General features: G+C 65.0%; 1 protein-coding gene. It reads left to right on the top strand.

Annotation, left to right across the window (positions count from 1 at the left end):
* A partial coding sequence (locus tag ABZD10_RS15315; RefSeq protein WP_372887845.1) for a glutamate synthase central domain-containing protein occupies positions 1-2313 on the top strand: 2313 nt, incomplete at both ends.

Raw genomic sequence — 2313 nt, forward strand, 5'->3', positions numbered from 1 at the left:
GACCAACACCTTCCCGCAGTGGTGGCTGGCGCAGCCGTTCCGGATGCTGGCCCATAACGGCGAGATCAACACGCTGAAGGGCAACGTCAACTGGATGAAGAGCCACGAGATCCGCATGGCCTCGTCCTTCTTCGGTGAACTGGCCGAGGACATCAAGCCGATCATTCAGGGCGGATCGTCGGATTCGGCGGCGCTGGATTCGGTGTTCGAAGTCATGGTCCGCGCCGGCCGTTCGGCACCGATGGCCAAGACCATGCTGATCCCCGAAAGCTGGTCGCAGCAGGCGGTGGAACTGCCCGAGGCCTGGCGTGACATGTATTCCTATTGCAACTCGGTGATGGAACCCTGGGACGGCCCGGCCGCCCTGGCGATGACCGACGGCCGCTGGGTCTGCGCCGGGCTCGACCGCAACGGCCTGCGCCCGATGCGCTACGTGGTGACCGGCGACGGGCTGCTGATCGCCGGCTCCGAGGCCGGCATGGTGCCGGTCGACGAAGCCTCGGTGGTGGAAAAGGGCGCGCTGGGTCCGGGCCAGATGATCGCCGTCGACATGGCCGAGGGTGCGCTTTACCACGACACCGAGGTCAAGGACAAACTGGCCAATGCCCGCCCCTATGGCGAATGGGTCGACAAGATCCGCGATCTGGAGGCCGAACTTGGCGGCGTCTCCGAAAAGCCGGTGTTCACCGGCGACGAACTGCGTGCCCGCCAGGTGGCGGCCGGTTTCACCATTGAAGAACTCGAGCAGATCCTCGCCCCGATGGCCGAGGACGGCAAAGAGGCCATCGCCTCGATGGGTGACGACACGCCGAGCGCGGTGCTGTCGAACACCTACCGCCCGCTCAGCCATTTCTTCCGCCAGAACTTCAGCCAGGTCACCAACCCGCCGATCGACAGTCTGCGCGAATACCGGGTGATGAGCCTCAAGACCCGTTTCGGCAACCTCAAGAACGTGCTTGACGAAGACGGCTCGCAGACCGAGATCGTCATGCTGGAAAGCCCCTTTGTCGGCAATGCCCAGTTCGAACAGCTGCTGTCGGCCTTCGACGACACCGTTGTGCGCATCGACTGCACCTTCGGCACCGAAGAAGGCGCCGGCGCGCTTCAGGCCGGGCTGCAACGCATTCGCGCCGAGGCCGAGGACGCGGTACGCTCGGGCGCCGGTCACATCATCCTCAGCGACCAGGCGCAGGGCCCCGAACGCGTGGCAATGCCGATGATCCTGGCCACCAGCGCGGTGCACAGCCACCTGACGCGCAACGGGCTGCGCACCTTCTGTTCGCTGAACGTGCGTTCGGCCGAATGTATCGACCCGCATTACTTCGCGGTGCTGATCGGCGCCGGCGCGACCGTGGTCAACGCCTATCTGGCCGAGGATTCACTGGCCGACCGCATCGAGCGCGGCCTGCTGGACACTGACCTCACCACCGCCGTGGCGCGCTATCGCGAGGCCATCGACCAGGGTCTGCTGAAGATCATGGCCAAGATGGGCATCTCGGTGATCTCCTCCTATCGCGGCGGTCTCAACTTCGAGGCGGTCGGCCTGTCGCGCGCCATGTGCGCCGAGTATTTCCCCGGCATGATCAGCCGCATTTCCGGCATCGGCGTCAGCGGCATCCAGCGCAAGGTCGAGGAAATCCACGCCAAGGGCTTCCTGTCCGGCAAGAGCGCGCTGCCGGTGGGCGGTTTCTACAAGGCACGCAAAACGGGCGAGACCCACGCCTGGGGCGCGCAGACCATGCACATGATGCAGTCGGCCTGCAACCGCGCCTCCTACGAGCTGTGGAAACAGTATTCGGCCAAGATGCGGGCCAACCCGCCGATCCATCTGCGCGACCTGTTGGACATCAAGCCCCTGGGCAAGCCGGTCCCGATCGAAGAGGTCGAATCGATCACCGCGATCCGCAAGCGGTTCGTGACCCCGGGCATGTCGCTGGGGGCGCTGTCGCCCGAGGCCCACAAGACCCTCAATGTCGCGATGAACCGCATCGGCGCCAAGTCGGACTCGGGCGAGGGCGGCGAAGATCCGGCGCATTTCGTGCCCGAACCCAACGGCGACAACCCCTCGGCCAAGATCAAACAGGTGGCCTCGGGTCGTTTCGGTGTGACCGCCGAATACCTGAACCAGTGCGAAGAGCTGGAGATCAAGGTCGCCCAGGGCGCCAAGCCCGGCGAAGGTGGTCAGCTGCCGGGGATGAAGGTCACCGACCTGATCGCGCGTCTGCGTCACTCCACCAAGGGTGTGACGCTGATTTCGCCGCCGCCGCACCACGATATCTACTCGATCGAGGATCTGGCGCAGCTGATCTACGA

Origin of the sequence: Shimia sp. (assembly GCF_041624275.1) — a bacterium.
Lineage (GTDB): Bacteria > Pseudomonadota > Alphaproteobacteria > Rhodobacterales > Rhodobacteraceae > Shimia.